The sequence below is a fragment of the Litorivicinus lipolyticus genome (genome assembly GCF_009650135.1).
GTDB classification, from domain to species: Bacteria; Pseudomonadota; Gammaproteobacteria; order Pseudomonadales; family Litorivicinaceae; genus Litorivicinus; species Litorivicinus lipolyticus.
Genome location: NZ_CP045871.1, coordinates 573,591 through 594,768 on the forward strand (window position 1 = coordinate 573,591; position 21,178 = coordinate 594,768).

Annotated in this window: 26 protein-coding genes; 7 read left to right on the forward strand and 19 right to left on the reverse strand. The window is 58.9% G+C overall.

Going from position 1 to position 21,178, the window contains the following annotated elements:
- The first annotated feature begins 5 nt into the window (after nt 1-5).
- Genes GH975_RS02920 through uraH form a run of 3 tightly spaced genes read left to right on the forward strand, consistent with a single transcriptional unit; the run spans nt 6 to nt 2,427 of the window.
- Nucleotides 6-1,160: a urate hydroxylase PuuD gene (locus GH975_RS02920; RefSeq protein WP_246164752.1), complete on the forward strand. Its 1,155-nt coding sequence runs from the start codon at nt 6-8 to the stop codon at nt 1,158-1,160.
- Nucleotides 1,161-2,075: a LysR family transcriptional regulator gene (locus GH975_RS02925; RefSeq protein ID WP_153713080.1), complete on the forward strand. Its 915-nt coding sequence runs from the start codon at nt 1,161-1,163 to the stop codon at nt 2,073-2,075.
- A gap of 10 nt (nt 2,076-2,085) precedes the next feature.
- Nucleotides 2,086-2,427 (forward strand): hydroxyisourate hydrolase, encoded by a 342-nt coding sequence (gene uraH / locus GH975_RS02930; protein ID WP_153713081.1) that lies wholly within the window; start codon nt 2,086-2,088, stop codon nt 2,425-2,427.
- On the opposite strand, the gene panD is transcribed toward uraH, so the two are convergent.
- On the reverse strand, nt 2,424-2,813 hold the full coding sequence (gene panD / locus GH975_RS02935) for an aspartate 1-decarboxylase (RefSeq protein ID WP_153713082.1): 390 nt from the start codon (nt 2,811-2,813) through the stop codon (nt 2,424-2,426). The genes uraH and panD overlap by 4 nt on opposite strands.
- A 74-nt stretch (nt 2,814-2,887) precedes the next feature.
- Complete coding sequence (locus GH975_RS02940; RefSeq protein ID WP_153713083.1) at nt 2,888-3,841, reverse strand: cupin domain-containing protein; 954 nt, start codon at nt 3,839-3,841, stop codon at nt 2,888-2,890.
- A gap of 111 nt (nt 3,842-3,952) precedes the next feature.
- Here GH975_RS02940 and GH975_RS02945 point away from each other — a divergent pair, with 111 nt between their 5' ends.
- Complete coding sequence (locus GH975_RS02945) at nt 3,953-4,534, forward strand: LOG family protein (RefSeq protein WP_153713084.1); 582 nt, start codon at nt 3,953-3,955, stop codon at nt 4,532-4,534.
- Here the strand turns inward: GH975_RS02945 and GH975_RS02950 are convergent.
- Nucleotides 4,506-7,670, reverse strand: coding sequence for an efflux RND transporter permease subunit (locus GH975_RS02950; protein WP_153713085.1), 3,165 nt, complete (start codon nt 7,668-7,670; stop codon nt 4,506-4,508). The two genes, GH975_RS02945 and GH975_RS02950, sit on opposite strands and share 29 nt — an antisense overlap.
- Before the next feature lie 3 nt (nt 7,671-7,673).
- Nucleotides 7,674-8,831 carry an efflux RND transporter periplasmic adaptor subunit gene (locus GH975_RS02955; RefSeq protein WP_153713086.1) on the reverse strand — a complete coding sequence of 386 codons (1,158 nt, stop codon included), beginning with the start codon at nt 8,829-8,831 and terminating at the stop codon, nt 7,674-7,676.
- A gap of 96 nt (nt 8,832-8,927) precedes the next feature.
- Between GH975_RS02955 and GH975_RS02960 the strand changes: the two genes are divergently transcribed.
- On the forward strand, nt 8,928-9,581 hold the full coding sequence (locus GH975_RS02960) for a TetR/AcrR family transcriptional regulator (protein WP_153713087.1): 654 nt from the start codon (nt 8,928-8,930) through the stop codon (nt 9,579-9,581).
- 36 nt (nt 9,582-9,617) lie between these two features.
- On the forward strand, nt 9,618-10,559 hold the full coding sequence (locus GH975_RS02965; protein WP_246164753.1) for an AEC family transporter: 942 nt from the start codon (nt 9,618-9,620) through the stop codon (nt 10,557-10,559).
- Here GH975_RS02965 and GH975_RS02970 read toward each other — a convergent pair.
- The 14 genes from GH975_RS02970 to GH975_RS03035 all read right to left on the reverse strand — a co-directional run bounded on the left by GH975_RS02970 (nt 10,542) and on the right by GH975_RS03035 (nt 19,515).
- Complete coding sequence (locus GH975_RS02970; RefSeq protein WP_153713088.1) at nt 10,542-10,820, reverse strand: hypothetical protein; 279 nt, start codon at nt 10,818-10,820, stop codon at nt 10,542-10,544. The two genes, GH975_RS02965 and GH975_RS02970, sit on opposite strands and share 18 nt — an antisense overlap.
- Nucleotides 10,821-10,890: 70 nt before the next feature.
- Nucleotides 10,891-11,601 carry a hypothetical protein gene (locus GH975_RS02975; protein ID WP_153713089.1) on the reverse strand — a complete coding sequence of 237 codons (711 nt, stop codon included), beginning with the start codon at nt 11,599-11,601 and terminating at the stop codon, nt 10,891-10,893.
- 233 nt (nt 11,602-11,834) lie between these two features.
- Nucleotides 11,835-12,557: a hypothetical protein gene (locus GH975_RS02980; RefSeq protein ID WP_153713090.1), complete on the reverse strand. Its 723-nt coding sequence runs from the start codon at nt 12,555-12,557 to the stop codon at nt 11,835-11,837.
- Between the two features lie 149 nt (nt 12,558-12,706).
- A complete protein-coding gene (locus GH975_RS02985) occupies nt 12,707-12,946 on the reverse strand; it encodes a hypothetical protein (protein WP_153713091.1) in 240 nt (79 codons plus the stop codon).
- A 121-nt stretch (nt 12,947-13,067) separates the two neighbouring features.
- The gene (locus GH975_RS12095) at nt 13,068-13,709 is read right to left on the reverse strand and encodes a response regulator transcription factor (protein WP_153713092.1); all 642 of its coding nucleotides are present in this window, start codon (nt 13,707-13,709) and stop codon (nt 13,068-13,070) included.
- A gap of 84 nt (nt 13,710-13,793) precedes the next feature.
- On the reverse strand, nt 13,794-14,447 hold the full coding sequence (gene ureG / locus GH975_RS02995) for an urease accessory protein UreG (protein ID WP_153713093.1): 654 nt from the start codon (nt 14,445-14,447) through the stop codon (nt 13,794-13,796).
- Between the two features lie 12 nt (nt 14,448-14,459).
- Nucleotides 14,460-15,149: an urease accessory protein UreF gene (locus GH975_RS03000; RefSeq protein ID WP_246164754.1), complete on the reverse strand. Its 690-nt coding sequence runs from the start codon at nt 15,147-15,149 to the stop codon at nt 14,460-14,462.
- Complete coding sequence (locus tag GH975_RS03005; RefSeq protein ID WP_153713095.1) at nt 15,118-15,306, reverse strand: hypothetical protein; 189 nt, start codon at nt 15,304-15,306, stop codon at nt 15,118-15,120. The genes GH975_RS03000 and GH975_RS03005 overlap by 32 nt, the downstream gene beginning before the upstream one ends.
- A 9-nt stretch (nt 15,307-15,315) precedes the next feature.
- A complete protein-coding gene (gene ureE, locus GH975_RS03010) occupies nt 15,316-15,771 on the reverse strand; it encodes an urease accessory protein UreE (RefSeq protein ID WP_153713096.1) in 456 nt (151 codons plus the stop codon).
- A gap of 7 nt (nt 15,772-15,778) precedes the next feature.
- Nucleotides 15,779-17,482 (reverse strand): urease subunit alpha, encoded by a 1,704-nt coding sequence (ureC, locus tag GH975_RS03015; protein ID WP_153713097.1) that lies wholly within the window; start codon nt 17,480-17,482, stop codon nt 15,779-15,781.
- Nucleotides 17,479-17,802: an urease subunit beta gene (locus GH975_RS03020; protein WP_153713098.1), complete on the reverse strand. Its 324-nt coding sequence runs from the start codon at nt 17,800-17,802 to the stop codon at nt 17,479-17,481. Before GH975_RS03020 ends, ureC begins: the two co-directional genes overlap by 4 nt.
- Before the next feature lie 8 nt (nt 17,803-17,810).
- Nucleotides 17,811-18,113 (reverse strand): urease subunit gamma, encoded by a 303-nt coding sequence (ureA, locus tag GH975_RS03025; protein WP_153713099.1) that lies wholly within the window; start codon nt 18,111-18,113, stop codon nt 17,811-17,813.
- An 8-nt stretch (nt 18,114-18,121) separates the two neighbouring features.
- Nucleotides 18,122-18,958: an urease accessory protein UreD gene (locus tag GH975_RS03030; protein WP_211365833.1), complete on the reverse strand. Its 837-nt coding sequence runs from the start codon at nt 18,956-18,958 to the stop codon at nt 18,122-18,124.
- Nucleotides 18,959-19,083: 125 nt separating this feature from the next.
- Nucleotides 19,084-19,515 (reverse strand): hypothetical protein, encoded by a 432-nt coding sequence (locus GH975_RS03035; protein WP_153713100.1) that lies wholly within the window; start codon nt 19,513-19,515, stop codon nt 19,084-19,086.
- A gap of 125 nt (nt 19,516-19,640) precedes the next feature.
- On the opposite strand from GH975_RS03035, the gene GH975_RS03040 reads away from it, so the two are divergent.
- Nucleotides 19,641-20,258 carry a flavin reductase family protein gene (locus GH975_RS03040; protein WP_153713101.1) on the forward strand — a complete coding sequence of 206 codons (618 nt, stop codon included), beginning with the start codon at nt 19,641-19,643 and terminating at the stop codon, nt 20,256-20,258.
- Between the two features lie 39 nt (nt 20,259-20,297).
- Here the strand turns inward: GH975_RS03040 and GH975_RS03045 are convergent, their stop codons facing one another.
- Complete coding sequence (locus tag GH975_RS03045; protein ID WP_153713102.1) at nt 20,298-21,101, reverse strand: NERD domain-containing protein; 804 nt, start codon at nt 21,099-21,101, stop codon at nt 20,298-20,300.
- Nucleotides 21,102-21,178: the final 77 nt, after the last annotated feature.

Consider the following 21,178-nt stretch of genomic DNA (forward strand, 5'->3'; position numbering starts at 1 on the left):
ACATAATGGAGTGGGCAAGCTTGCTGCTGCGTTGGTTGCACGTAATCACCGCGATCGCCTGGATTGGTAGCTCGTTCTACTTTGTATGGCTGGACTTGTCGCTGCGTAAACGTGAAGGACTGCCCAAAGGTGCTCACGGTGAAAGCTGGAGCGTCCATGGGGGTGGCTTCTATCACGTCCAGAAATACCTGGTGGCGCCGGAGCGGATGCCCGAAGAGCTGCACTGGTTCAAACATGAAAGCTATTTTACCTGGTTGTCCGGATTTTGCTTGTTGGCGGTGACCTACTATTACGGCGCTAATACCTACCTAGTCGACACGGCGGTGGCCGATTTATCGGCGATGCAAGCGATCGGTATCAGCATCGCGTCGCTGGTCGGCGGTTGGGTGTTTTTCGATCAGCTGTGCAAATCCAAATTGGGTGAAAATCTGTGGGTGCTGGCGGCGATATTGTTCGTATTTTTGATGGCATCGGGTTGGGCTTACAGCGAGATCTTTAGTGCTCGGGCCACCTTGCTGCACGTCGGCGCGATGATCGCGACCTGGATGACGGGCAACGTCTTTTTCATCATCATTCCGAACCAGAAAAAGGTCGTCGCGACACTCAAAGCGGGCGGTAAAGCCGACCCGATCTACGGCAAAATTGCTAAGCAACGTTCAACCTTTAATAACTACCTGACCTTGCCGGTGTTGTTCATGATGCTGTCCAACCACTACCCCATGACCTACGGCATCGATGCGCTGTGGTTGGTGGTCGGTTTGGTCATTTTGATTGGCGCGACCATCCGTTCGTGGTTCAACTTTGGCCACGAAGGCCGTTCTGGCGTTGCGCGTCAGTGGCAGTGGCCGGTCGCCGGCGTGCTGACCGTTGTGTTGGCGTGGGTGTTGTATGTACCACCGGCCCAGCTTGAAGCGGGTGAAGCGGTGATCTCGGACGCCGAGGCCGTGGCTCTTGTCCAGACCCATTGTGTTGCCTGCCACGGCCCGGTTTTGGCGGCGGCCATGAAGGGCGTGCAGCTGCACACACTGGACAGCATTATCAAAAACAAAGACTCGATCTATGCCCAGGCAGTCGCCTCCCAGGCTATGCCGATGGGCAATGCCAGCGGCATGACCGAGGCTGAACGACGTGCGCTGGGCCTTTGGATTCAGGCCCAGTAAATGCACCGAATCGACGATGAACAGGTGTTCTGCGAAGTCGTCGAGCACGGTAGTTTTTCGGATGCGGGCCGGGCGCTGCGGGTGTCCACTGCGGTCATCAGTGCGCGCATTGCGCGCCTTGAAGAGCGCCTTGGACTACGGCTTTTAAACCGCACCACCCGCAGCGTGGTCACCACCGAAGCCGGTCAAGTTTACTACCATGCCTGTCGCGAGGTGGTTGCGCGCATGCGCGCAGCGCTGGATCAGCTTGAGGAAATGCAAAACGCGCCACAGGGTGTGATCAAGGTTACGGCACCGGATGTGTTGGGCCGCGAGGTGATCGCACCGCTGCTGGCGGAATTTCGGCTGCTGTATCCAAGCGTTGATATTCGCCTACACATTGCCGACCGGGTCGTTAATATCATCGATGAATCGTTGGACTTGGCGATTCGTCACGGCTACCCCGAGGCTTCGTCCTGGGTCTTGCGGCCACTGGCGCTGGACCGCTGGGTGACCTGTGGGTCGCCGGACTATTTGGCGGGTCAGGGCACGCCGGACAGCGTCGCTGACCTGACCGAACACAACTGCTTGCTGTTGCGCTTTCATGGTTCGCGCCAATTCCAATGGCAGTACCAGCACGGGGCGGACCGATTATACGAAAAAGTCGGTGGGTCGATGGATGCTTCGGCCTCCGGCGTGCTGGCCAGCTGGGCCAAAGCCGGCCTTGGTCTGGTTCAGCAGTCGGTTTGGAATTTGCACGGCGACCTCAGCAGTGGGGCCTTGGTGCCGGTGCTGGAAGGGTTCGAGCCAAAAGGCCTGCGCATCAATGCGCTGATGCCGGACCGGGAACACCGGCCGGCAAAAATTGGCCTGTTGCTGGACTTCTTGGCCGAGCGCATGGCCCAACATCCCTCACAAACCTATTTACCTTCGTAAGGAACATCGCATGGCTTCACTGTCGACACACGCACTGGATACCGCTTTGGGCACACCGGCCCGCGGACTCGGATTAACCCTATTCAAAATTAACGCCGGCGAGCGTGTCGAGTTAGGTCGTTTCACCACCAACGACGACGGACGCGTCGACGGTGGCTTGTTTAACGACCCCGAGACGGCTCTGGGCGAATATGAAATCGTGTTCGAAGCGGGCGCTTACTTGGCCTCGACCGGTGGCACGGATCGTTACCTGACCCAGGTTCCGATTCGGTTCAGTGTTTATGATCAGAGTCATTACCACGTGCCGCTGTTGGTCAGCAGCTATGGTTACTCAACCTACCGTGGCAGCTAGTTCGTGACACCCTGACGGGCGAGGGCATCGACCTCCGAAATCTGTCGATTGCGCTCGTCGACAAAAACCTTGGCGGGTGTGTGCTTGGACAGCTCGTCTTCGGTGAGTTGGCAAAAGCTGGCGATGATCAGCAAGTCGCCGACTTCGGCTTTGCGTGCTGCCGAGCCGTTGACTGAAATCACCCCGGATCCGGCTGGCGCCTCGATTGCATAGGTCGAGAAGCGTTCGCCGTTGTTCAAATTCCAGATGTCGATGCGCTCATGCTCGACCATGCCGGCGGCCTGCAGCAAGTCAGCGTCGATGGCGCAGGACCCAATGTAATGCAGCTCGGCGGCGGTCACGGTGACTCGGTGCAGTTTGGCGTCCAGCAGGGTGCGTAGTTTCATGTTCAAGCCCGTGTTTTTGATGCGCCGCAGTATACCGAGCCGTGGTGCCCTTGGGCTATGTGTTTCGCTAGGGGTTAAAAACCGAGCGTCGGCCCGGCGGGGTCCTCGGTCGGGCGCACGCGGTACAGGCTGGCCTCGCCGCTGACGGCGGGCACCAGTGTACGGCTGGCGCCGGCGTCGACCAGTACCGTGTCGCCGGGGTTAATTAGGGTGTCGGTGCCATCCACCGTCAGTTTCCAGTGTCCACGCATACCCATCAATACCTCGGGGCGGTCGGACTGGTAGGCCGATGTTAGCGATCCGCGGCTGACGAAATCGACCTCGAATCCAGGCCGGTCATGGATCAGCGCACCAGCGCCAATGACAGGGCAGGGCTGGTGATCGGACAAGGCCATTAAGTCCCAATAGCGTTTGACGTAATGGGGTACGACGGCTGCGTTAGGCAGCTCGGGAAAGGCGGTCAGTTGTTGCTCGGTCAGCGGCGTTATCGGGGCCACCCCAGGCGGCAGAGTTTCATCCAGTTGGCGATCGTATAGCCGACCGTTATCGCCCAAAACCAGTCCGTGGGCCTCGGCCGCTGCCAGCACATGCGGCGCCCAAACCACGCCACCACCGGCATCATCGCCGCCCAAGACGGCCATGATCATGCCGTAGTCATCGCCGACGTTTTCAAATCCGCGAAACACCGGGGTTGGGATGTTAAAGATGTCACCTTCATTCAAAATCACCTCGCCGGCGCTGCCGTGTTGGCCCCAAAAAAAACGCCATCGGCCTTTCAGAACAAAGAACACTTCGGCGGTGCGGTGGGTGTGTAGCGAGTTGTTGCACTTGGGCGGTTGTCCGGCGGCACCAATGTTGAAACCGATCTGGTCGCTAAGGTGAACGTGTTGATCGGCCGATTCCGACACCCCTCCGCCGATAATGGTGAAGTTTTCTTTTTGATCCGAGCCGGGTGTGTGCGCGTCGATAAACGCGGTGCGGCAGGGTTTTAGTTCGCCAAAACGGACGACGTGGACGGGGTTACGCATGGATCGGATGGCCTGACATTATTTTAGTTAAGATAGAGCGCAGTGCATTCGGATGCAAACCCTTTTGCCGACGGCTAGGGTAGGCTATAGGTCCAAACCAAGGAGCCGTTGATGAATCGAGTCTGTGTATTTTGTGGATCCAGTCCGGGTCTGGGTGATGATTACCTGGCGCTGGCCCGAAGCCTCGGTGAAACCTTGGCGCAACGCGGTATCGAACTGGTCTATGGCGGCGCTGCGGTCGGCTTGATGGGGGCGACCGCGGATGCGTGTTTGGGCGCGGGCGGGCGCGTGATTGGGGTTATTCCTGAATACCTCGCGGACAAAGAGTTGGCCCACCCCGGCCTAACCCAGCTCGAAGTGGTCGATTCGATGCACGCACGAAAGGCGCGTATGGCGGATTTGTCCGATGCCTTTGTTGCCTTGCCCGGGGGTGTGGGTACGCTCGAGGAATTGTTCGAGATTTGGACCTGGACCCAGCTTGGGTTGCACCGAAAGCCATTAGGGGTGGTCAATGCTGGCGGTTTTTACCAGGGCCTGATCGATTTCGTGGCGCACCTAGCCGACCAGGGATTCATGAAGCCTGCGCATCGCGATTTATTGCTGGCCGACTCGTCGCCGGCAGGCCTTTTGGATCGGCTGGCGACGGCGGATTTGCCGGACACCCCTAAATGGGTTGCGACGCCGCGTCGGTGACCGCGATGGCGGCGGTTTGACCGCGCAGCTTGGCGATGCCCATAAACACTGCTGGCACCGACAGCAAGATAATAATGGTGCCAAACAGCACCCCAAAGCCGATACTGACGGCCAGCGGAATCAGGAACTGAGCTTGCAGGCTGGTTTCGAGGATCAGCGGGAAAATGCCCAAAAAGGTCGTCAGCGAGGTCAGTAGAATGGGCCTGAATCGGGACTTGGTGCCTTCGACCACGGCGGTTTGAACGTCGTAACCGGCGGCGATGTACTCGTTGTACTTGTCGACCATTACCAGCGAGTTGTTGATGACCACGCCGGCCAGTCCGATAATGCCGAAAATGCTGAGCAAACCGACCGCGATACCCATGATCAGGTGGCCCATGATGGCGCCGATCAGCCCCAGTGGAATCGCGAACATAACCACAATGGGTTGCACGTAGCTGCGGAAAATGAGCGCCAACAGCGCAAAGATAATAAACATCGCAACCGCGAAGGCTTGACCCAGGGCGGCGCCGGCATCGCCTTGGGTGCGCTGCTCGCCGCCAAAGTCGATTTGCAACCCCGGGTAGCGTTGGAGCAAGTCCGGAATGACGTTTTGGCTCAAAAAGTCGTTGGCCTCCTGGCCGGTAATGATGCTCAGGTCAACGTCCGCGGTCATTGTCGTGATGGTGCGGCCATCGCGCCGGTTGATCTGGGTCGGGCTGGTGCCCGGCTCAATGTCAGCAACGGCACTGATCGGGATCAGATCACCCGCCGGCGTTCGAATGGTGCTTTCTAACAAGTCATCCAGGGTGTTGCGTTCGTCCTCGGGGTAGCGCACGAACACGCGCACATCGTCACGCCCGCGCTGAACCCGTGCCGCTTCGGTGCCGTAAAAACCGCCGCGAACTTGGGTCGCCAGGTCATTTAGCTGAACGCCATAGGCGGGGGCGCTGTCTTTCAGTGACAGCGTGTATTCCAGCTTGCCGGACGAGTTGTCATCGCGAATGTCAAAGATACCCGGCACGTCGGCCAGAGCCGCGCGCAGGTCGGCCATGACCGGGGCGATGTCTTGGCCGTCAGCGACCGAGGCTTCCAGGGCGACGGCGGCACCGGCGTCAACCAGGTCGGCGCTCAGTACCAACTTTTTAACCCCGGGTACATCGCCAATTTCGTCACGCCACAGACGTTCGAAGTCGGCAGTCGCCACGGTGCGGATTTCCGGGTCACTCAGGCGCACAACCACATGCGCTAGCGCCGCGCCGCTGTTGGTAGTGCCGCCACCGGGTCCACCGTCGCGTGGGCCTTCGCCGATCACGGTGTAAATGTTTTCAACCACCGGGATGACGTCTTGCTCGGACAGCGTCAGCCCGGCGCGATAGGCGGCCGCGCGCAGTCGGTCGGTCAAGGCTTGGGTACGTTCAAAGGTCGTGCCATCGGTCATTTCGATGTCGGCCGTGACGAATTTGCCCTCGATCGCCGGAAAGAAGCTGAACTTGACGTAGCCGTGGGCCATAACCCCCACCGTCAGCACCATCATGCTGACCACGAGCGCGATTGGGACCGAGGTGTGGGCGGTCGCGAAGCGCAGCATGGCGTCCAGCGGTCCGTTAATAAAGGCCTTAAGGCCGCGGTCAATCGGGGCCCGCACGCGGTTCATCCAACGCACCAGAAAGAAGGTTTTGGCCTGCGGACGCAGGTCCAAACTGGACAGGTGGCGGGGCAGTATCAACAGCGATTGGGCCAGCGACAGCAACAGCACAATGATGACGACGGTGGGAATATCGCCCAAAAACTTGCCCAATATGCCGGGCAATTGCAGCAACGGCGTAAAGGCCACGACCGTGGTCAGTGCACTGAAAATAACCGGGATGGCGACGCGCTGGGTGCCCAGCACCGACGCGGCGACGCCACCGGTGCCCTGTTCGTTGTTGAGGTAGACGTTCTCGCCCACGACAATCGCATTGTCGACGACGATGCCGATCGCCAAGATGAAGCCAAACAGACTGATCATGTTGATTGACATGTCCATCAGTGCCATCACCCCAAAGGCGCCCATGAAGCTGACGCCGATGCCGACGGCGGACCAAAACGACAGCCGTAAGTCCAAAAACAATGCCAGACACAGCACCACTAAACCCAGCCCCAGTATGGCGTTGGACATCAGCAGGTCCAGGCGATTTTGCAGTTCTTCGGCTTCGTTATTCCAGATCGTGGCTTCGATGCCACTGGGCAGGCTGGGGATGAAGACCGCGTCCAAGTAGGCGCTGACGTCGTCAACGATGGCCAATACCTGTTCGTCGCCAACGCGGTAGACGTTGACGCTGGCACTGGGCCGATCGCCAAAGCGTGCCGACAAGTCGGATTGTTCGAATCCGTCGATGACGGTGGCTACGTCGCTTAGGGTGACGCGCGTTCCGTTGTCGCCGGACACCAACACGATGTCACCGAACTCGGCGGCGGTGAAATTGCGTCCCAGCGTGCGCAGCGGCACGGTCAGCTGGTTGGTGCGCAGGTCACCGCCGGGTAACTCGAGACTGTTGGCGCGTACCGTTTGGGCGACTTGATTGAGGGTCAAGCCATAGGACGCGAGCGTATCGCGGTCGATTTCAATAGAGATTTCATAGTCGCGGGTGCGCGACACCTGGACGAAAGAGAGGCTGTCGAGCTTGGACAGCTCGTCCTTCAGGCGCTCGGCTTGGTGCTTTAATACGGCTTCGTCGACAAAGCCGTGGACGGTGATTTCCAGGACCTGGCTACGGTTCGAGGCCTGGATCACGCTGGGTTCCTCGGCGTCCTCTGGGAACACGCTGATGCGGTCGATCTCGGCCTTGACGTCGTCTAGCTTTTGGCTGACATCCTCGCCCAGTTTCAGCGCCACGTTGACGCTGGCACGGCCTTCGAACGCGGTCGCGGTGATTTCATCGACGCCGTCAATGCTCGACAATTGGTCTTCAATCGGCCGGATGATGCTCTGCTCGATCTCTTGTGGGCTGGCGCCAGGGTAGACCACGCTGATCGAGATCTGGTCCAGGGTGAATTCAGGAAAGGTCTGCTGGGGCAGTTTGACGGCGCTGATGATGCCGATGCCCAATACAAAGACCATGCTCAGGTTGGCGGCGACCGGGTGTTCGGTCATCCACTTAATCAGCCCATTCATCGCTTAGTTAGCCCCCGACTGGGGTTCGTTCGAGCGCTCGGCGCGAACCGGCATGCCGTCGCGGGCGCCATCCAAGGACGACACGATGACCGCTTGGCCGGCCAAGCCGGGAGCGCGCACGTAGAGTATTTCTTGGTCGCGGTGAATGACCTCGACCGAGCGCACCCTCAGGCTACCGTTCTGATCAACCCAGACTTGGTTGCCCACCCGCAACGCGGTGCTGGGAATCATCACGCTGTCGCTGACTGCGTGGCCGTCAATGGTCACTTTGACGTAGCTATTGGCCAAAAGTGCCGGGGCGTTCGGGCTGATGGCATCAAGCACGCGCACGGTAACCCCGAGTGTCCGGGTTTTGGCATTGATCGCCGGGCTGACGCGTTGGACACGAGCGGCATAGCGGTGGTCGGACCATTCGACTATGGCGGCGGCTTGGCCGGCGCCCATCAAATCCGGAATTAACGCGGCTTCTGCTTTTGTCAGCGACAGCTCAACCTCCATTGCGGTGTCGGTAAACAATGTTGCCACCGCTTGCCCGGCCCCCAACACGGCGCCTAGCTCGGCGCTTTGGTCAAGCACACGACCGGCGAATGGGGCCTCAATCCGAGTGTTATCGACCGCCACTTGCGCGCTTTGGCGGGCTGCTTTCAGGCTCAAAATGGCCGATCGAACCTGGGTGACTTGGGTTTCCAGCTGGTCCAGTTGATTCAAGCTGACGCTGCCTTGCTGGTACAGGGACTCGGTCCGCGCCAACTGTTTAGTCAGTAGCGCCAGGTTGGCTTGGTTGCCGGCTAAATCGGCCTCGGCTCGGGCCAGGTTGGCGCGCGCTACGCGATCGTCGAGCTGGGCTAAGGTTTCGCCACGCTCGACCCGGGCACGCTGCTCGATTGCCGGGTGCAGCGAAACGACGCGGCCACCGGTCTGTGCAGCCACCGCAACCTGTCGGAAAGGGCGCACAAACCCATCGGCGCGGACCGGCAATGGGGCGCTCATGGGGGTGGCGATCACGGTGCTGACAATGGGTGTTTGACGCGGTTGCGGTTCGGCCTGGACCGGGGTCTTGAGTGCGCCCATGACCTGAAAACCGCCGACGCCCACCGCTAAAATCAGGGCCGATAGGCAGTACCACAGAAAGTTATCGCGGATCGCGGTAAAAAAGCGCATAAAACCAAAACCTTGAATTAAGTGACCGGCCAGTCAGTGAATGCAGTATGGTGATTGGGAAACAAAGATCAACTGCTGTTACAAAGGTTTAAAGCGATGCCCCAAGCCGGCAAACCCGTCGATCACGCACTGCGCGCCCGCCGCGAGGCGGACATTCGCGCATCGGCATTGGATGTATTAACGTCCAAGGGCTACGCCGGGATGCGCTTGGACGAGGTCGCGCGCTTGGCCGGTGTTAGCAAATCCGCGGTGTATCTGTATTTCGATAGCAAGGCGGACCTGTATAAATCCGTTTTGAAATCGTTGTCGGTGCGCACGGCCGGCGAAATTCAGGCGTTGCGCAGTGCCCGCGATCTGGACTATCCGCAGCGGCTGGCGCAAACCTTGGATACGCTTTACGCGGCCATGCTCGAATCGCCGATGGGGGCGCTGTTGCCCGTGGTCAGCGAGACCGCCCGCCAATACCCGGATTTGGCGGCGTATTTTTTGACCGAAGTACGCGGCCCCCTGGACCTGGCTCTGCTTGGATTGATGGCCGAAGGCGTTGCCGCCGGCGCCTTTGCCGATCGGCCGATCACGCGCTCGGTGCCCCTGCTGGTCGGGCCCATTGTTGCGCTGGCATTGCAGCAATCGATTGCCGCCAACGTCGCCCAGCCACCGGTGTTGGATCTGCCGGCGCTAAAACGTGCGCACTATGAATTACTGATGGCTGCGCTGGTGCCGCCGGCACTTCCTGATACTCCGTCCTAGCACTATGCTAGGCGTGCCTTAACCGTTGGAGCCACCGTGTTTTCCCAATTCATGCTAGCCCTGGGTATTACCGCGCCGATTTTTATCGTGTTGGTGTTTGGCATGGTGCTGCGCCGGCGCCGCTGGATCGACGACAGTTTCGTCGAAACCGGCTCCAGCTTAGTGTTTCGGTTGGCCCTTCCCTGTGTGTTGTTCTTGAGCATTAGTCAGACCCGATTCGAGGACGCATTTGATCCGCGCATGATTGCGGTCGGGGTGGGCGGGACCTTTTTGGTGTGGTTGCTGCTGGAATGGGTGGCGGGCCGTTGGATCCAACCACCACGGGATCGTGGCGTGGTCATTCAAGCCAGCTTTCGCGCCAATATGGGCATTATCGGATTGGCTTATTGCGTCAATGCCTATGGCACTGAAGGGTTGGCCCAGGCGTCAATTTACCTGGCCTTGGTGACGATTTTGTACAACGTATTGTCGGTGGTGACGCTCAACCGTTGGGTTGATGGCGCCCGCGGGCTGCGTGGCACAGTTAGCGGCATCGTCAAGAACCCCCTAATTATCGCGATCGTATCGGCCTTGCCGTTTTCAATCACCCAAGTCAGTTTGCCTGCGGTGCTAATCCAATCCGGCGCTTATTTAGCCCAGTTGGCACTGCCGTTGGCGCTGCTGTGCACCGGTGCCAGTCTCAGCTTTGCCGGTTTGCGCGCGGATTCGTGGAATGCGGTGTTCGCTTGCTTTGCCAAATTGTTTTGGGTGCCGGTGCTGATTGGTGCGCTAGGGGTGATGGCCGGGTTGTCCGAACAGTTATTGGGCATTGTGATCTTGATGGCGTCGGCGCCGACGGCAGCGGCCAGCTACGTCATGGTGCGTGGCGTTGGCGGCAATGCGACCTTGGCGGCCAATATCATTGTGCTGACAACGCTAGCGTCGGCTGTCAGCACCAGTGTGCTGTTAGTGTTGGCGCAGCTAGGCGGTTTTTTGTGAGTCGGGCGACGTCGCCAGTCGTGAATCGACCGCCGCCATGATGTCAATTACCAACCGCCCATCCAAGGTAGTGCCCGGGGCGACGGTCAATCCACCAATACTAAAACCCTGATCACAACCAATTTCTAACAGCTTCAATACTTGATCAATGGCGTCGCGGCGTTGCGATACAGTGCCATCAATTTTACTTTGCGCCACCAATTGGACGGCTACTCTTAGGGCCTGGCGAAAGCTGGGTTCGATTTTAATTGTAGTTTTCATCAAATAAGTATGACCGTATGCATTCGGATTCTCACCCGTTGATTAAGCAGTATGACCGATAAAAATTGTGCTATCGCTGCGGCCGGATACGAATGGCTTCCAAGATGCAGTCGTAAAGCAGGTTGATAAAGTCGCTGGCGATTCGTTGCCCCAGCGGCGTCAGCGCGACCCAGCGATCGTTGAAAAAATGCTCGCTACTGGTTTCAACCCAGCCGTTTAGAATCCAGCGCCGCAGCTCCGGTTCCAAGTCCTCGCCGATGGCGGCGTTGTGGTCTTGTAAAACGTTACGAATGCGTCGGCGATCGGCCCCATGGTGGCTGAGGTGCAGTCGCAGCAGGCTAAATAGGGCGCGGCCGTGGACGGGCGTTAGGCGCTGGGTGCCGGCGTATTCGGCACGCAGCCACCCCAGGCGCACGGCACGGGAAAAGGCGTCGGCGTGGTCGGTCCGCGGCCAATCGCACTGTTCGATTTGGTCGACTAGGGCTCGCGTCGGTTGATCTAGCGCCGACATCATCAGATCAGAGGCAAACCAGGCATCGTCGACCACGTAGGCCAGGCCCGTGGCTGCGTAAATTTTGAGCAGCTTGCGAGCGGTCGGGCGACTGGCACCGGACACCAACGAAAATTGGTCGGTTTTTAACGCCCAGCGCTCGAGCGAGGCCAGCATCAGTGCACGCATCCCAAGTGTTCGGAAGGGATCGGCGATGGCCGGGTTGCGTGCATAGGAAGCTGCGACATACCCCCGCGCCAAGGCCCAGTGGATGTCCTCGGGTGCGGGCACGACGTTAACGTACCATTGCTTGTCAGTGGCGTTCAGTGGGCTAAAAATGACCGCTCCTCAATCACAGTAAAGCGTTAAAAAAAGGGGCAAGTACGCTAGCGATTTTCCCAAGATCTAACTATCAATCGTGTGGGCAATGTATGCAAATATTTTTTGGTCGGCACCGCGTCTTAGCCAGCATAGCTCGTCCGGTGGGTGTCAGTTATAGTGTCATAAGGCCTGGCTTGCTGGACTCAGGCGACGGTTTCGGGTTGTTTTTGACAGGCGATTTGGATGTTGCCGGTCAGTTGTTCGGCGTACAGCCGAGCGATTTGGTGACCTAAAGGATTGACCTGTACCGGCTTATCACGTTCGCAATTGATCCAGTCCAGCGCGGCCCAGCGTTTGACCGTATCACTCTGGTGGACGGGCAGTAGGCGGGTCGCTAGCTCCTCGTAGCGCTCGGTGGTTATCGCTGGGTTGTCGTGGCAACTCTGTAGTAGGTGAAAGAACCCAAGTTGGCGTGCGCCCGCCAGCGGCGAGAAGCCCTGGCGCGCCCACAACTCGGTTCGTAAAAATCCGTGCAGGACATCGTCGGCACTGGCTTCGATGGTCAGGCCGAGCGCGCCAGCACGGCTCAGTTGGCGGGTCAATGGGCGTGTCTCGGCGTCGACCCGGGCGGACAACGCTTGGGTGCCAAACCAACCTTGATCGCGATGCTCGGCATATTCACAGGCTTTCAATTCGCGCAGGTTTTTCAGCGCGGTGGGGCGAGTGATGCCCATAGCCATCAAATGGTGTTCAACGGTGGTAGGGCGGTGCTCGATCCGATTGAGGGCCAGGAACAGGGTGTCGTCCGTCAATCGGTGTTCGGCGCGTTCCAGCGTCAAGCTTGCGCAAGTATCTGAAAGGGCGCGGGTGATACGGGTAAGCGCGTTCCGATCAATCGGAGGCGCGGCGCGAAACTGCCAACTCAATAGTGAATCTCCAAGCTGTACGTTATTAGCCGATCTACACTGCCGCAACGGATACATTAAAGATAGTTCATTTCGGTGATATTGGTCGCTTTTTGCAATTTGGTGTGGACCATTGGGCGGTGCTTGGGGATTAACGACTGGTTTTTTCGTCAGCGCTTTGACGGAATTCGGCTGTTTTGTTCGCGGGCTGTTTGGTTGAGGTGGCTGACCCGGCGACCGCCCAGCTCGACCAATATCCGCGCCACGCGCAATGATTTCTCGACGTTCTTGGCGGTCACGGCACAGGCAAGCTGACGCTCGTACAGCGGAATAATAGCGGCCAATTCATTCGGCGTCATGGCATCAAGGGAACGTCTAAGGTCAGGTATATCCAAACCGCGCGACTTCATCTGCGTTCCGGTGGGCTCCGAGGTTTCATGCGCGTCGGACAACAGCGAGTACCTTCAAAAACGTGACAGAAAGTCAGTGTGATCTTTATGCCGGGTCATTACCAATAACAACACAGGAACCCTACGTCAATTCGCTGTCGGAAAGCTGTCCTTTGACCAACAGTGCTAGCTCTAAACGGTCTCGGGTTTGGGTTTTGCGAAAGGCCGCCGTCAGGTGCGCCTTGATGGTGCGTTCGGTGACATTTAAGCGGGCGGCAATCGCTTTGTTGGTGGCGCCTTCGGCGACGATCTCGGCGACCTCACGTTCGCGTTCAGACAGCATGCTCATGCGACTGTTGTCGGCGGCGTTGTAGCCGTTTCGATCAACCAGGTCGTCGACCAGTAAGCGCACCAGGCGCCGCGAGATCCAGGCCTCGCCACGACCGATTGCCGCGACGGCGGCCTGCAACAGCCGCGCATCGGTGGTCGCCTGTGTGTAGCCGCGCACGCCCGCTTTGAGTAGCACAATGCCATGGTTATCGCTGACCGTATTGTCCATCACCAGTATCGGCGTTGCGCTGTTGGATAAAATCAGGGCGACCGCATGATCGATGCGGTGGTGGTCGCCATCCACATGAAATAGCACTAATTTGGGTTGGTGCTCGCTGATCGCAGCATGCAGGTGGCCACGATTGCTAACGGCGGTAACGGTTGCGATAGGCTCCAAAGCTTGGAGCCATTGACGGATTAGCCGGTTGTCGCTGCTGCAGATTAAAACGTTCACGCGCGATGTCCTTTGGCAATGGCGCGCCCGCGAAGTGATAGGCGCGCTACACAGTCTAAATAAGAGGCCCAGGAACGCCTTGGATTAAAGTACTAATACCGGTGTTGATTTTCTGCCTGTACTTATGCTCAGCATTCCCTGGTGTTCGATGAAGTCAACGATGGTGTCCAAGCCTTGGCCAGTTTTTAGGTTGCTGAACGTCCAGGGTTTTGTCGGGCGCATGCGGTCGGTGTCGCTGGCCATGACTTCAAGGCTGGCGCCAACGTAAGGCGCCAAGTCGATTTTATTGATGATCAATAGGTCTGATTTGGTGATGCCGGGGCCGCCTTTGCGGGGGATCTTTTCGCCTTCGGCGACGTCAATCACGTAGATCGTAAGGTCCGCCAGTTCTGGGCTAAAGGTCGCGCTTAGGTTGTCGCCGCCGCTTTCGACGAACACCACGTCGAGGTCTTTGTGTAACTGGGCCAGCTCGTCAACCGCGGCCAGGTTCATCGAGGCGTCTTCGCGAATGGCAGTGTGCGGGCAGCCGCCAGTTTCGACCCCGATGATTCGATCCGCTGCCAGCGCTTCGGCCCGGGTCAAGATCTTCGCGTCCTCTTGGGTATAGATGTCGTTCGTGACCAGGGCCAGGCTGTAACGATCTCGCAGGCGTTTGCACAGCGCTTCGAGCAGTGCGGTTTTGCCGGAGCCAACCGGTCCACCAACGCCGATTCGCAGCGGGTTTTTAATGTCTGTCATGTGAGGTCCTTGTTAAGAGCGATACAATCGCGTGTATTGGGTTTCGTGCAGGCTGCTGGCGATTGCAAGCGCCAGGTTGGACGAGCCGACCTGTTCATCGGTGACCGAAAAAGCGTGTGTGACGGCCCGGTCCAGCTCGCCCGACAGTTGCGCCATCAGTTGCTGGCCCTGGGTTTGTCCCAGCGGCACCAGTTTGACGCCAGCGACCACTGCGCCTTCCAGCCATGCCCAAAGGTAGCCGCGGCTAAGTGCCTCCGGCGCAATCGACCATTGGTGACCGGCATAGGCCATGGCGGCGACCTGGGAACTGGCGATGGCGTGCAGCCAGCTTTCCTCCAGCTCAATCGGCAGGGCCTTGAGTAGGCGCACAAAGGCGGCTCCGCGCTGGGATTCTTCGGCCCGCAACTCCCGGGTTTCGCGTGCGGCGGTCAATTCGCCCGTCCAGTCGCTGAATGCATCCAGATCATCGCGCCGAGTCGCCGCCATGGCGCGGATCAGCACCGGCAGTTCGAGCTGGGCGATGCCATGCCAAAGCACAGACTGAAGCCACTCTCGCAGGCTGTCAGCATCGGTGATCCAACCGCTTTCGACCGCCCATTCCAAACCTTGGGAGTAGGTAAAGGCACCGACGGGTAGGTTCGGGCTGACCAGTTGGTAAAGCCGAAAGTCGTTAAGCACGACGGCGAACAAGGACCACGGCAATCAGCCCGGCGAGCACGCCGGCGGCGGCCATGACTAAATGGTCGGGTTGGCTGAACAAGTGCCCCAGGGTTGCGAAGATATGGCTACCGTGATCGCCGGCGTGGGCGAATACCTTGGGGGTGGCAACCAATGCTGCTAATGACGTCAGAGTTTTCATTGCGATTCCTTAATGCTCGTGTGAATGGGCGTGGCTGTGCGAGGTGCCGCCATAGGCGCCGTCCTCGGGTTCAAAGGGGTGGTCGTGGACGACAATGGTCGCGCCGAGTCCGCGCACCATGTCGTCCAGCACATGGTCGTGCAGGTAACGGGCGTAATTGACGCCGACCTCGAGTGGCACGTGCCGGTTGCCAAGGTGATAGCAAACCCGCGCCAGCAGTAACCCGCTGTCGGCAGAGACGGTCGATACGCGCTCGTTCGCGGCGACCACTTCGACCACAATTCCGGTCGCATCCGTCAGCAGATCCCCGCCGCGCAGTGTCTCGCCGCGGCCAACAAACAAACCCGCTTCGCGGCCGTCGGACAGCTTAATACGTTGGCGACTGCGCACGCGTTGGTGAATGGTCAACACGGCATTAGCGTTAACTGAGGTGCCAGGCGCGGCGCGGTGTGTCAGTTCAATCATCGTCATCTCAAAATAGGTAGTAGCGCTGGGCCATGGGCAACTCGGATGCGGGTTCGCAGGTCAGCAGTTCACCGTCCGCGCGCACTTCGTAGGTCTGAGGGTCAACTTGAATGTCTGGCATCCAATCGTTGCGGACCATGTCGGCCTTGGTCAGGGTGCGACAGCCTTGGACTGCGCTGACTGGGGTTTTCAGGTCAAGCTGTTCGGGCACGCCCGCATCGATAGCGGCCTGGGACATGAAAATTAGGCTGGTATGACTCGCGGCGGCGCCGAACGAGCCAAACATCGGCCGGTAGTGGACCGGTTGCGGCGTCGGAATCGAGGCATTGGGGTCGCCCATGGGGGCATAGGCGATCAATCCGCCTTTTAAAATTAGGCTGGGTTTGGTGCCAAAAAAAGCCGGTTTCCACAGCACCAAGTCCGCCAATTTACCGACCTCGATCGATCCAACCTCGTGGCCGATGCCCATGGTGATCGCCGGGTTGATGGTGTACTTGGCAATGTAACGCTTGATCCGCTCGTTATCAGCGTCATCGCTATCGCCGGCCAAGGGCCCGCGTTGGACGCGCATTTTGTGCGCGGTTTGCCAGGTCCGGGTGACCACTTCACCGACCCGGCCCATGGCTTGGGAGTCGGACGAAATCATCGAAAACGCGCCCAAGTCATGCAGGATGTCCTCGGCGGCAATCGTTTCGCGGCGAATGCGCGACTCGGCAAAGGCAACGTCTTCGGCGATGCTGGGATCTAGGTGGTGGCAGACCATCAGCATATCCAAGTGCTCGTCCACGGTATTGACCGTGTACGGGCGCGTCGGGTTGGTCGAGGACGGCAGCACGTTGGCGTAACCGGCCGCCCGAATGATGTCCGGCGCGTGGCCGCCGCCGGCGCCTTCGGTGTGATAGGTGTGGATAACACGATCACCAATGGCGGCCAGGGTGGCCTCGACGAAGCCGGACTCGTTCAGCGTATCGGTGTGGATTGCGACCTGGACGTCGTAGCGGTCAGCCACGGACAAACAGCAGTCGATCGCCGCCGGTGTGGTGCCCCAATCCTCGTGCAATTTCAGTCCCATGGCGCCGGCTTTGAGTTGCTCTTCCAAGGCGCCGGGTTGGCTGGCATTGCCCTTGCCTAAAAAGCCCAGGTTCATGGCAAAGCCATCTGCGGCCTCGAACATGCGGGCCAAATTCCAAGCCCCGGGTGTGCAGGTGGTGGCATTGGTTCCAGTCGCCGGGCCGGTGCCGCCGCCCAACATCGTGGTGATGCCGCTGGCCAAAGCTTCTTCGATTTGCTGCGGACAAATAAAGTGGATGTGGGCATCGACGCCGCCGGCGGTCAGAATTTGACCCTCGCCGGCGATCACTTCGGTGCCGGGGCCGACGTCGATGTCGACGCCGGGTTGGATGTCGGGGTTGCCGGCTTTGCCGATGGCGTGGATTCGGCCGTCCTTGACCGCCACGTCGGCTTTGATAATGCCCCAATGATCGACAATCAGCGCGTTGGTGATGACCAAGTCCGGCGCCACTTCACGCCCGGACTGGCTTTGACCCATGCCGTCACGAATGACCTTGCCGCCGCCGAACTTAACTTCTTCGCCGTACACGGTTAGGTCTTTTTCAACTTTGAGCCACAGCTCCGTATCGGCTAGGCGAACGCGATCGCCGACCGTGGGTCCGAACATTTCTGCGTAGGCTTGGCGCGTCATCCGAGTCATGCGCTGTCTCCTTGATCCAACGGGCCCATGACCTTGCCTTGAAAGCCATAGACGGCGCGCTTGCCGGCCAGTGCAATCAGGCTGACACGTCGCGATTGGCCGGGCTCGAAGCGAATGGCGGTACCCGCGGCGATGTTCAGGCGCGTGCCGCGAGCTGCTTCGCGATCAAAGCGCAGGGCATCGTTGACTTCGAAAAAATGGTAGTGCGATCCGACCTGGATCGGCCGATCACCATGATTTTCAACACTGACGTCGCGCGTGCTGCGGCCAACATTCAGTTCGATGTCGCCACTGGCAACGCGAATTTCTCCGGGAATCATCGGCGTCCTCATACGATAGGGTCGTGAACGGTGACGAGCTTGGTGCCGTCGGGGAAGGTGGCTTCGACCTGGACGTCGTGGATCATGTTGGGGATGCCCTCCATGACGTCATTAACGGTTAGCAAAGTGCGGCCATAGTCCATCAGTTCCGCGACGCTGCGGCCGTCGCGGGCACCTTCTAATATTGCAGCACTAATAAAGGCGATAGCTTCGGGGTAGTTGAGTTTTAGACCGCGTGCCAACCGGCGCTCGGCCAGCAGGCCGGCCGTGAATAGCATCAGTTTGTCTTTTTCGCGGGGGGTTAATTCCATCAGAGTTCCTAGGTGTTCCAAATTCGAGGAGGGCAGGGCGCGCGGCCCAAAATGTTGGGGCGGAGGGCCTGCCACAATTCAGTCATGGCGCGCATGGCAGGCTCGGTGTGCGGGGCCAAGGCGCGAACAATCAGCACGTCGCCAATCAGCGTCGCGCCTATCGTCAGTCCGTCGCCGCCGCACTGGCGCGCCATCGCCAGGTCGTTTTCGTTGGCCGGTGTTGCAATTAGGGTGCTTTGGACCGGGAAATTGCGGTGATTGGCGGCCGGAAAGTGATAGCTTTGCGGCGTCAGGCTAAGCCGATCGCTGAGCACCAGTTGACCGCTAATGCGCAGGCGCAGGCGCGCATCGATGGCGCCGTAGTCAAAGTGTTCATTCATCACCGGTCGCCCGGCACAGTGGGTTTCCCAGCCGATAAAGCGAGCCCCGGCGGCGAGTGAAATGTGGGTGGTTTGGCGCGCATTGCATCCGGGGAAGTAGATGGCTTCCAGTGGTAACCATTCCAGCGACGCGCCGTTATTCACGGTGATGGTTTGGGTCAAGCTGGACGGTCGGTTGGCGCGGTAAAATTTGCCGGCACCGGGCGTTGTGACCAGCGCATGGGCATTGTCCGCGAGCGTGCAGTCAACGCTCAATTGGTCCCCACCTGCGATTCCGCCAGGTGGATGTAGCAGGTAGGTGTGGCAAACCGGGCCTTCGGGGTAGAGGCTGCGCTGGACGCTGAGGGGGCCTTGTCGCTGGCGGTGGACCAGGGCGGTGCGACCGTGACGCGCCTCAAACCCCAGCGACAGCCGTGCGACCCAGTCGTTGGCGGTTGAGGGAATCGGGCAGGCGAGGCTGGTCAATGGCGGATCCGTGATCAAGGTGTTTGATCGATGGTTGCGATATCTGTGCCAGTACGAGCGCACGAGAATGGGGCGTGCGCGGGAGAATTAGTGCGTCATATTGGTGCTTTTGGTGTTCCTTTTGGTCATTTTTGGTGCGCGCGTCGGTGCGTGCCAAAGGTGTCGTCGGCATGTAGCAGCAACGCCAAGGCGTGCAGTCCGGGTTGCGTTGGGCTGCCGATGCCGCGAATTAGGTCGCGATGAACACGGCGGCAGCGCAGGTGGCTGATTGCAGAGGGGTCCGTTAGGAACCACTCGCCGACGCGCTTGACTAGGGTGTCGATCAGTTCGGGCGCCAGATGGTAGCCGACCACCGTGCGCACCAGCACCACCGTGCCACGCAGGTCCGTGGCTTGGTACTGTTGTTGTTCGGCGACGCTAAGGTCTTGGGTGGCGAATTCCGCAGGGCAGGCAAAGGTGATGCTCAGTCGCCAACCGAAATGCGCCGTTGAGTCTTCTTCTGACCACCACCAGTTGGTGATTTCGGCCAGCCGTGGCGCGTGGTCGTGGTTGTGCATTGGCGTCCTCCCATGTTTGACCTATCCAGACTATCAACGGCAAGCGACTCAAGTGCCCCTGGGTTCACAGGTTGATGTTGCATTGGTTCCCATGTAAACCAAGGTCAAGTCACGGAGGCGCGTAAATGTATATACCGATTGAGGATGCCCGCACACAGTTGGGGCATGACCCATTTAAGGCCATCGTGGCGCCGCGTCCGATTGGTTGGATTTCGACGGTGTCGGCCGCCGGGATCGTCAATTTAGCGCCGTACAGCTTTTTTAATGCAGTCAGCGCCGACCCGGACATGTTGATGTTTTCCAGCGCCGGCGAAAAAGACACCCTCAACAACTGCAGGGCGACCGGCGAGTTTGTGTGCAATTTAGTGTCGCAGCCACTGCTTGAGCGCATGAGTCAATCGTCGGCGGCTGCAGATGCCCACATCAATGAGTTCGAGTTGGCGGATCTGGCCTCGGCGCCGTCATCGCGGGTGGCGCCGCCGCGCGTGGCCGACACCCCTGCAGCGCTTGAGTGCGTTGTGGTCGATGTGATCCGACTAACGGACCGGTACGGCTCCGCGACCCATAGCTGGATGACCATCGGTGAAGTGGTCGGTCTGTATATCAATCCGGATTATCTGACCTCGGACGGGCGCTTTGACACCGCCAAGGCGGCGGCCGTGGCGCGTTGCGGTTACCAAGATTATCAACTGGGTGGCGAGTTAGTTGAGTTGGCGAGGCCGGGACCGGGACCGGGACGATAGGGGCTGCCACGAGCTAAATTGGGGCCGAGCGTTTCCAGCCTACAGTGCATCAGGCACCTGATGGAAGCGGCACTTGGGAAAGGTACTGCACCCTAAAAAGTGGATGCCTTCGAGTCTCCCTTTGCGGCCGAGCCTTGGCACCATCGGAGAATTGCAGCGAGGGCATTTGTCCGAGGTAACCGCAGCTTTGGCTGGGGTGGCGCTGACCGATCGACGCTGCTCCAGGTTTGCAATATGTGCCTTGGCCGTTTTACGGGTTGCAGGCAAGCGTAGGGCGCCGAGCTGGCTGCAGATGCCACTGTATTCGACGGCTGTTAGGGACACTGTTTGAAACGATCTGAGGTGTTTTATCAGTGCTGCTCCACCCCAAACAACGTTCGACGGCAGCTGGGTTTTGGGGGTCGATCGGCGACTAAATATAACCACGGACGTCAGCCGCTCGGGAGCGATTTCCAGTACTTTAGCTAAGGCATTGGTGTGGGTGGCGTTTTGGCGTAATGGGTTCTGAAAATAGAATCGTTTCTTGAAAAACGTTTGAGTCCAGCGTGGATCCTCCGGTTGGCCAAATATCCAACCGCCATAATTTTTTGATTCAATAACGAAAACGCCAAAACGGGACACGCAAATGTGATCGATTTGCGTTGTTTTTCCCTCGATCTCTAAGGTGACATTGTGAAAGTGACGCCATTCACTATTCGGCAATTCGCGTCGAAGCAGCGTCGCGACCTTTCGTTCCATCAGCCACCCGGCGAATTTGTTTTCGTCGATGGTTTGGAAAAGCATCAGAAGTACGATCAAAATGAGCAGCAATGTGGCGGGAAGTAACCATAGGTTATCGATCATATAGGCTCCAATAGGCGCTGGATGTGAAGTATGGCTCTGCCTGACGCCGATCTTGTGGATTTTGGTAGGTGCAGGTG